11 protein-coding genes are annotated in these 8,115 nt (G+C 59.5%); 6 read left to right on the top strand and 5 right to left on the bottom strand.

Features of this window, described 5'->3' with window-relative positions; translation table 11 throughout:
* The 5 genes from E8E91_RS14370 to ppa form a co-directional block, all read left to right on the top strand.
* Nucleotides 1-1,143: OprD family porin (locus E8E91_RS14370; protein WP_280376311.1), on the top strand; the 1,143-nt coding region annotated here is incomplete at its 5' end.
* Between the two features lie 165 nt (nt 1,144-1,308).
* Nucleotides 1,309-1,767, top strand: a complete 459-nt coding sequence (locus E8E91_RS14365; RefSeq protein WP_280364576.1) for a GNAT family N-acetyltransferase — start codon at nt 1,309-1,311, stop codon at nt 1,765-1,767.
* Between the two features lie 281 nt (nt 1,768-2,048).
* Nucleotides 2,049-2,708, top strand: a complete 660-nt coding sequence (locus tag E8E91_RS14360) for a DedA family protein (RefSeq protein WP_280376310.1) — start codon at nt 2,049-2,051, stop codon at nt 2,706-2,708.
* A gap of 10 nt (nt 2,709-2,718) precedes the next feature.
* The gene (locus E8E91_RS14355) at nt 2,719-3,537 is read left to right on the top strand and encodes a zinc-dependent peptidase (protein WP_280376309.1); all 819 of its coding nucleotides are present in this window, start codon (nt 2,719-2,721) and stop codon (nt 3,535-3,537) included.
* A 78-nt stretch (nt 3,538-3,615) separates the two neighbouring features.
* Nucleotides 3,616-4,143: an inorganic diphosphatase gene (gene ppa / locus E8E91_RS14350; protein WP_280364583.1), complete on the top strand. Its 528-nt coding sequence runs from the start codon at nt 3,616-3,618 to the stop codon at nt 4,141-4,143.
* A gap of 192 nt (nt 4,144-4,335) precedes the next feature.
* Here the strand turns inward: ppa and E8E91_RS14345 are convergent, their stop codons facing one another.
* From E8E91_RS14345 to E8E91_RS14325, 5 genes are all read right to left on the bottom strand, one after another.
* The gene (locus tag E8E91_RS14345) at nt 4,336-4,602 is read right to left on the bottom strand and encodes a hypothetical protein (RefSeq protein WP_280376308.1); all 267 of its coding nucleotides are present in this window, start codon (nt 4,600-4,602) and stop codon (nt 4,336-4,338) included.
* Between the two features lie 145 nt (nt 4,603-4,747).
* Entirely contained in the window at nt 4,748-5,350 is a 603-nt protein-coding gene (locus E8E91_RS14340) for a hypothetical protein (protein ID WP_280376307.1), read from the bottom strand.
* 88 nt (nt 5,351-5,438) lie between these two features.
* Nucleotides 5,439-5,636 (bottom strand): hypothetical protein, encoded by a 198-nt coding sequence (locus tag E8E91_RS14335; protein ID WP_280376306.1) that lies wholly within the window; start codon nt 5,634-5,636, stop codon nt 5,439-5,441.
* A 108-nt stretch (nt 5,637-5,744) separates the two neighbouring features.
* The gene (locus E8E91_RS14330; RefSeq protein ID WP_280376305.1) at nt 5,745-6,122 is read right to left on the bottom strand and encodes a helix-turn-helix domain-containing protein; all 378 of its coding nucleotides are present in this window, start codon (nt 6,120-6,122) and stop codon (nt 5,745-5,747) included.
* Nucleotides 6,123-6,124: 2 nt separating this feature from the next.
* Nucleotides 6,125-6,391, bottom strand: a complete 267-nt coding sequence (locus E8E91_RS14325) for an excisionase (RefSeq protein ID WP_280376304.1) — start codon at nt 6,389-6,391, stop codon at nt 6,125-6,127.
* Nucleotides 6,392-7,783: 1,392 nt separating this feature from the next.
* Here E8E91_RS14325 and E8E91_RS14320 point away from each other — a divergent pair.
* Nucleotides 7,784-8,083, top strand: coding sequence for a hypothetical protein (locus tag E8E91_RS14320; protein ID WP_280376303.1), 300 nt, complete (start codon nt 7,784-7,786; stop codon nt 8,081-8,083).
* Nucleotides 8,084-8,115: the final 32 nt, after the last annotated feature.

Here is an 8,115-nt window from a genome sequence, read left to right as displayed (position 1 = left end):
ACCCTGCTGCTGCGCAACGCCTACTTCAACCGTGATTTCAAGGACGGCGCCGCCGACGCCAAGGTCTGGGGCCAGGGCTTCATCGGCACCTTCGAGTCAGGCTTCACTCAGGGCACCATTGGTTTCGGCGTCGACGCCTACGGCTTGCTCGGCGTGAAGCTGGACAGCGGCCGTGGGCGCAATTACACCGCCTTCTTCGACACCGACAGCGACGGTCACCCGGTCGATGACCTCTCTGAAGCTGGTGGCGTGCTCAAGCTGCGCGCGTCCAACACCGTGCTGAAATACGGCAACCAGTTCCCCAACCTGCCCGTGCTGGCCCATGACGACAGCCGCCTGCTACCTCAGGCCTTCACCGGCACGCTGCTCACCAGCAAGGAAATCACGGGTCTGGAGTTAAACGCGGGCCACTTCACCGGCGACAGCCCCATGGGCGACCCGGCGCGCGACCCCAACCACCTGAAGAGCATCGACGTGGTCGGCGGCAGTTACGCTTTCACCGACGATTTCAGCATGGCGCTGTACCACTCCGACGTGGAGGACATGTTCAGGAAGTACTACGCCAACCTGAACTACAACATCCCGTTCAGCGACGAGCAGGCGCTGAACTTCGACTTCAATGCCTACCGCACCAAATACGACGACGGCTCCGAGGCCGCGCTGGCGTTCGGCGGCGATGGCCAGGACGACAAGAACACGATCTGGAGCCTGGCGGCCAAATACAGCATCGGCGCCCACGCCTTCATCGTCGCGCACCAACGCAACACCGGTGATGCAGGCTACGCCTACGACTTCGGCGACGGCGGCAGCACCATCTACGTGGCCAACTCCTACTTCTCCGACTTCAACCTGGAAGACGAGCAGTCCTGGCAAGCCAGCTACGAGCTGGACTTCGGCGGCTACGGCGTACCGGGCCTGACCTACAAGGTCGCTTACGTGCGCGGCACCGACATCGTCGCCGGCGGCGAGAACGACGGCACCGAGCGCGAGCTGTTCAACCAATTCAAATACGTGGTGCAGGACGGCGCGGCGAAGGACCTGTCTTTCAAGCTGCGCAACTCCATCTACCGCGCCGACAACCAGGTGGGGCCGGACCTCAACGAAGTGCGTGCCTTCATCGAATACCCGTTGAGCATCCTCTGACCCGTACCCGTCTCGTGGCAGCAATGGGCAGTCACGAGACGACCCAACCGTTCAAACGCTTGCTTGGATTGCGCTTTCCACATTTTCTGGTGCAGCATCGAGTGCGTTGGCTGGCACAGCCCCTGCATCGCCAATCACGTCAATCCACAGATACCGAGGCCCATCATGCGCATCGTCCAAGCCACCCTGGAGCACCTGGACCTGCTTACGCCGCTGTTCGTGAAGTACCGTGAGTTCTATGGTGAACTGCCGTTCCCGGAGTCCTCGAAGAAGTTTCTGGAAAAGCGCCTGAGCCGCAAGGAGTCGGTGATCTACCTGGCCCTCGCCGATGACGACGAGAGCCGCCTGCTGGGCTTCTGCCAGCTCTATCCGAGCTTCTCCTCGCTGGCCCTGAAGCGGGTATGGATTCTCAACGACATCTACGTCGCCGAAGACGCCCGCCGCCAACTGGTAGCTGACCGCCTGCTGCAGACCGCGAAGAAAATGGCTCGGGAAACCAACGCCGTGCGTATGCGCGTGTCGTCCAGCGTAAGCAACGAAGTGGCGCACAAGGTGTACGAATCCATCGGCTTCCACGAAGACACCGAGTTCAAGAACTACATCCTGCCGATCAACAGCGATTAACCCCGCTGCCAGGGGCCGGCCAGCGAGCCGGGCCCCTGCCTCCCCTCAGCAGCAATCACGGGACCGCCAAGGCCGCCTGCTGCGCCTCCCTAGTCGACAAGTCGTCCTTTCCTGCAATTACAAGTGCGTGAATGCGCATCCTTGTAAGGGAAATCACTCGAAACAGTCGTAGCATTCCCGCCGTCCACGATTCGGACAACCGCTCGCCGTTGCAGGGAAACTTCCCCCTATAATGCGTCGATAAGCGCCCTCACCCGCCGCAGTCACCCACAAGGCGTCTCATGGATTTCAACCCGATCGACCTCATCCTGCACCTGGACCAATACCTCAACCTGCTGGTCACCAATTACGGAACCTGGATCTACGCCATTCTCTTCCTGGTCATCTTCTGCGAGACAGGCCTGGTGGTAACGCCCTTCCTGCCTGGCGACTCCCTGCTGTTCATTGCCGGCGCCGTTTGCGCCACCGGCGGCATGGACCCCTTGCTGCTCGGCGGCTTGCTGATGCTCGCGGCCATCAGCGGCGACAGCACCAACTACCTGATCGGACGCACCGCAGGCGAGCGCCTGTTCAGCAACCCGAACTCGAAAATCTTCCGCCGCGACTACCTGCAGCGCACCCACGAGTTCTACGACCGCCACGGCGGCAAGACCGTGACCATGGCGCGCTTCCTGCCCATCGTGCGGACCTTCGCCCCCTTCGTCGCCGGCGTGGGCCGTATGCCCTACGCCCGCTTCCTGGCCTTCAGCGTGCTGGGCACCATCCTCTGGGTGGGCGGCCTGGTGACCCTGGGCTACTTCTTCGGCAACGTGCCCTTCATCAAGCAGAACCTCTCGCTGATGGTGATCGCGATCATCGGCGTGTCCCTGCTGCCGATGGCGATCGGCTTCGCCCGGAGTCACTTTCGCCCCTCTGGCAAAGGCGCCGAGCACTCAAGCTGACCCGCGTCCCATGTGGTCCTATCGCAGCTGGCGCCGCCGGCGCATCCTCGCCCGCAACCCGTTCACCGCCCAGCAGTGGGCGGTGGTGAAGCAACGCCTGCCGATCCTCGACGGCCTGGACGAAGCGGAAAACCAGCGCCTACGCGAGCGCAGCGTGCTCTTCCTGCATGAGAAGCGCATCACCGCCCTCCCCGGCGTCGAACTCACCCGCGAGGACCGCCTGACCCTCGCCGCGCTGGCCCAGTTGCCCCTGCTGCACCTGCCGGACCTCAACTGGTACCAGGGCTTCCACGAGCTGGTGCTCTACCCCGACGACTTCGTCAGCCCCCAGCGCCACCGCGACGCGGCAGGTGTAGAGCACGAATACGACGACGAGCGCAGCGGCGAAGCCTGGCAGTACGGCCCAGTGATCCTCGCCTGGCCCGGCGTGAAGGCCAGCGGTGGCTGGGATGGCTACAACCTGGTGATCCACGAACTGGCGCACAAGCTCGACATGCTCAACGGCTCGCCCAATGGCTTGCCGCCCCTGCACCGCGACATGCGCCAGTCCGACTGGGCGCTCGCCATGAAGACCGCCTACGACGAGCTGAACGCCCAGCTCGACCGCAACCCGGACGCCGAAACGCCGATCGATCCCTACGCGGCTGAAGATCCGGCGGAATTCTTCGCCGTTGCCAGCGAGTACTTCTTCACCGCGCCGGACCTGCTGGACCAGGCCTTTCCCGCCGTCTACCGCCAGCTCCAGACCTTCTACCGCCAGGACCCGCTGGACCGCCTGAAGCACTTGCAGGACACCCATCCTGACTATCGCGACGCGACCAATGGATGAGCACAACGGCGTAGCATCGGCCCCGGAATGTGCCTATAATCGCGCCCACTTTTTTGGCCCCACCCCAGGGAGTTGACCATGAGCTACAGCAAGATCCCGGCTGGCAAAGACCTGCCGAACGACATCTACGTCGCCATCGAAATCCCGGCCAACCACGCGCCGATCAAATACGAAATCGACAAGGACAGCGACTGCCTGTTCGTCGACCGTTTCATGGCCACCCCGATGTTCTACCCGGCCAACTACGGCTACATCCCGAACACCCTGGCTGACGACGGCGATCCCCTGGACGTACTGGTCGTCACCCCCTACCCGGTCGCTCCGGGTGCCGTAATCCGCGCCCGTCCGGTCGGTGTCCTGCACATGACCGACGAAGCTGGTGGCGACGCCAAACTGCTGGCCGTTCCCCACGACAAACTGAGCGTCCTCTACAAGGACGTGAAGGAATACACCGACCTGCCGGCCCTGCTGCTGGAGCAGATCAAGCACTTCTTCGAGAACTACAAAGACCTCGAAAAAGGCAAGTGGGTGAAAGTTGAAGGCTGGGGCAACGCTGACGCTGCCCGCGCTGAAATTACTAAAGCGGTTGCGGCCTACCAAAAGTAAGCCCCGACCTCTCATGAAAAGCCGGCCACAAGCCGGCTTTTTTATTGTCCTAAAGTCGCTTGATTTGGGCCTCCGCCAAGAAAGCCTGAATCCGACCCACACCTTGACCCACACCTCAATCCAGGCCTACGTGCGATCAGGCGAGGAAGCACCTGCCTTGGTCTGGTCTGGTCTGGTCGAGGTTTAAGCGGCCTAGCCGCCAATCGATTCCAGCCAGTCGTTCAGCTTCTTTCTCACGCCGTTCCGAATAGGCTCGCTGCCGATTCGCTCAACCTGGTCGTAAGCCCAAACCCGCCAACGCCCCTTCTGCTCCGACTTGCCGGCGAGGATGCGGCGGAACTCTGATTCTACTGTCAGCGCTTTCACACCGATGGCTTGATGGTTTTCCAGCGCCTGCTTCCGTGCATCGTTCATAGCTGCTCTCTCCTCCGGGAAGAGATTCGCCAGGTTGTGGGACATGTCGATCTCCTTTCTTATGCGCCTTGAAAATCACAAACCCTCCCTCGCCCTGGCGAGCGCCGGAACGGAGATTATCGACGGGGTGGCCTATGCGCAGTCGTGGCATTGCAGGGTAGTGTGAGACTGGAAGGAGGCTGAGGAAGCGCTATTGGCATAACTCATCATCGCTGATGGAAGCACGCAACCGTCTCACAAGCTCAAACCCATCGTCCTCCGGAGAAAGCTCGTACGGTACTGCGTGCAGCGAAATACCTACTGAATCAGGGATCGCGTCCAAAAGTATCAAGCAGTACTCAATCATGGAGTTTAGAAGCTCGGTAAGATCCCCTTCTTCAATTGTGTGGGTGTAGTCCTCCTTACCGAATACAGCATTGTAGTCGTTGTGCGCGATAAATTTATTTCTGAACTGCGATGCACCCAGAGCTTCGAATCTATCTTCAATGTCTTTCTGATGCTGGACCAGTTCAGCATTCAGGTGTTGCTGATACTTCTTGGCCAAAAATGAAAGCGAGAAATTATCTCGCTTGCCGAAGTCAGGCCGATCCAACACAGCCGCCATGCGGGTCAGGATGCTGACGAACATGGACTTCCTAATAATCTTGAATGGTTCTCTAGCCGTAGCGCTCAGAACCTCAACGTTTTCACTCACGCAATAAAGCTGTTCGTAAAGTTGAACCTCTCGTTTTATATCAGCGAGATAGCTCAGATAGAACGTGACTTCCTTGGCAACGCTTTCTATGTCGACCACTTCAGACCCTTACAGTTATCCCGCGAAAACAAAAAAAACTCCCGGATTCCATCCTTACCCGATGTGTGCCCGGGAGCTGCGTCCAGGCTTACATGCTCTCAGGGAAGACGTCTTTGAATGGCAGAACGCCGACAACCGCCTGGCACTGAAGATTCGCGCAAATGATCATCGGGATCGACTGGCTAGTGCGCGCGACATAAGCGTTGGCGACAGCAACGAAATTCTCGTTCCCGCACTTCGGACAGGTTGGCCTGAATTCATCGTTCGTCATTTCTTCCAGCAACATCTCAATCTCCTAGATCCGGCCCCACGCCGGGCTCCCGAACCTACCCCACTCCATGCCATAGCGCCACTACGGCTGAAGCCTGGCAAGTAGCCCCCTTTACCTCCAGGCTCACTTGAGCCAGAGCACAGGCTGGCGCGCGGACTTGCGAATCGTCCCTCTGGGCGCGGGAATTGTTGGTTGTGGTATGGCGCCAATAGGCCACTGGCTCTCCAACCAGGCCTCGTACCGTTTCAGGCTGTAGAACCAGGTCGAGCCAATCTTCTGGCAAACCTCTGGCGGGATTTGCCCGCGACTCCTTCGCCCTTGGATGGCACGCTTGGTTATGCCCAGGTGCTCGGCCATCTGCACCTCGGTCAGCATATCTGGACGATTCACTCTGCTGCGCTGTTCAAACAGTTCAGCAAGCTCTCCGATTGTCTCGCGGATCTCCGCCAATTGCTTCTGCAGCAGCCTGAACTGCTCACCGATTGGGTCAGGTTTGGACATCGCTATCGCTCCCGCGTATTTCTCCGGCGGCTCTGGCTCTCGAGGTGCAAGACCCTCTCCGCCATGATTCGCTCGATCAAGCTGCCCGGCGGGATTCGAGGCCGATCAATCGGCACATAGCGAGCGGCGGGTTCGACGTAGTAGCTACGCCCATGCTTGATGGGGGCCGGCTCAATGCGGCCCTCCCTGACCCACTTCCTGACAGTGTTCAGGCTCGGGGGTGGATCAAAATTCAGTGACGACCACTTCTCTAGAGTGACCAATTTCATCGGCTCTCTCCTCGCTAGCTGGCCAGAGAAAGATAGATGTGAAGGTGAAAAGTTGGTGCACAGCCAGTCGCGTGCCCATTCGGCAACGAAGGGGTCGTTTCTGGAAACGAGACCCCATTTGAAACGTCGTGCTTCATCTCTGTCGGGCCTATCACCTCGGTGGCGCAGACCGCCAGAAAACCGCGAAGACCGCCAACAAAGCCCGAAGACCGCCACGAAAAACAGTGACGGTGTTCGGAGATGATCTGGCGGCCTTCCGTGATATTGGAGTATCAACCGCCAGTGCCATCGTTCTGGCTGTGCGCCCCGATCGCATCGCCTTCGCAAGGCACAGGTGGGGTGCCCAAAGTGATGTGAAGGTTCGTGATCCTTCCTCGCAGAGCCCGGACTTACTTCGGCCTTCGCGCTGCCCGCCCAGGAGAACGGGGAGGCTGTGGGCGACGGCTGCCACGTGCCACATACCGCCGGGGGCCCCTAGGGCAACCGAGGCGCTGAGGGTAATTCGAGCCCCCGACCTCGACTACATACCAACTTTTTCCACGGGAGCCGTTTCCGGTTCCGGTTTGGGCTGGAGCCCGCATTCTCCCTGGCTCTGGCTTCAGCGCAAACCGGAAACGCTTCACTGGTTCAGCATGATATCCAGGGGTGTGCTTTGGCTATTGGTTGACCGGTTAGGGGGGCGTTTCGCCAGCGCTCATCAATGCGGAATATGTTGGTGCAGAAATCCCGCTTTGGTTGGTGTTTTCCTGTGTCAGGGCTGGTCAGGTGGCAGGGAGAGCATCCCCCATCGAGTGAGAGCCAAATCATTCCTGACAATTGGTCGAAAGCTGCATGTATCAAGGGCTGGCGTGCTGGCGCTGAGGGCTCTGCTACTCAGATGGATTCGAGCCTATAAGGCCGCCGAGCAGTGCTGGAGCTGCCCGTGACAACACAACAACCAACCGCTGAATTTCGGTCATACATAGTTCGCGCGCGGGGCTCGAATTACCCTCGGCGTCTCGGTTGCCCTAGGGGCCCCCGGCGGTATGTGGCACGTGGCAGCCGTCGCCAAGTGGTCTAGACCCACCGCCACGACGGAGAATCCGGAGCGATCCCAGCCAGCCGCCGCAGCCCCCTGCTCTCCTGGAGCAGTCCACGCCTTGCGTAGGCGAGGCGCCCATGCACGGTCTCCATCGGACCGGACGATAAGCAGTGGTGGAGCATCTGAAAAACGAAAAATTGTCTGTCACCGCGCGGCTCGACGCCTTCCCCGTGGTAGGGGGCGGGGTGCCAGGGTCCCTCCTCACGGAGCGTGCCATGACGTGGCCCCGCTGCGCGATCGAACAAACGGATTCGAAGGTAATAGCCCCGTGCTATCGTCTCGGCTCAACATGAGCAACTCGGGATGGAACCATGGGGCACTTCATCATTACTTTTAGAATAAAGAACGACGCTGGCTATCAGAGCCGATACGAATCCTTTACGAAGAAAGTTTCGGAGTTGGCAACTGAAGGATGTTGGGAAGAAACATCATCATTCTATGCTCTGCGTGCCAAGGGCACCGCAAGCAGCATCTGCTCCGATCTCTACCTCTATACAGAGTTCGACAGCACCAAAGACAAGATGGTTGTCATTGACCTAGACAATCAAGAGAAGGCCACAAAGGGAGCGATCGAGTATCCGGCAACCTTGGAAGCAAGTCTTGGGTTCTGAACTCGATCATTCTTAACGACAAAGCCCCAGCA

Source organism: Pseudomonas sp. BN515, from assembly GCF_029873155.1.
Lineage (GTDB): Bacteria > Pseudomonadota > Gammaproteobacteria > Pseudomonadales > Pseudomonadaceae > Metapseudomonas.
Note: the sequence above shows the minus strand (reverse complement) of the source record. Positions and strands in the feature narration are given on the sequence as shown.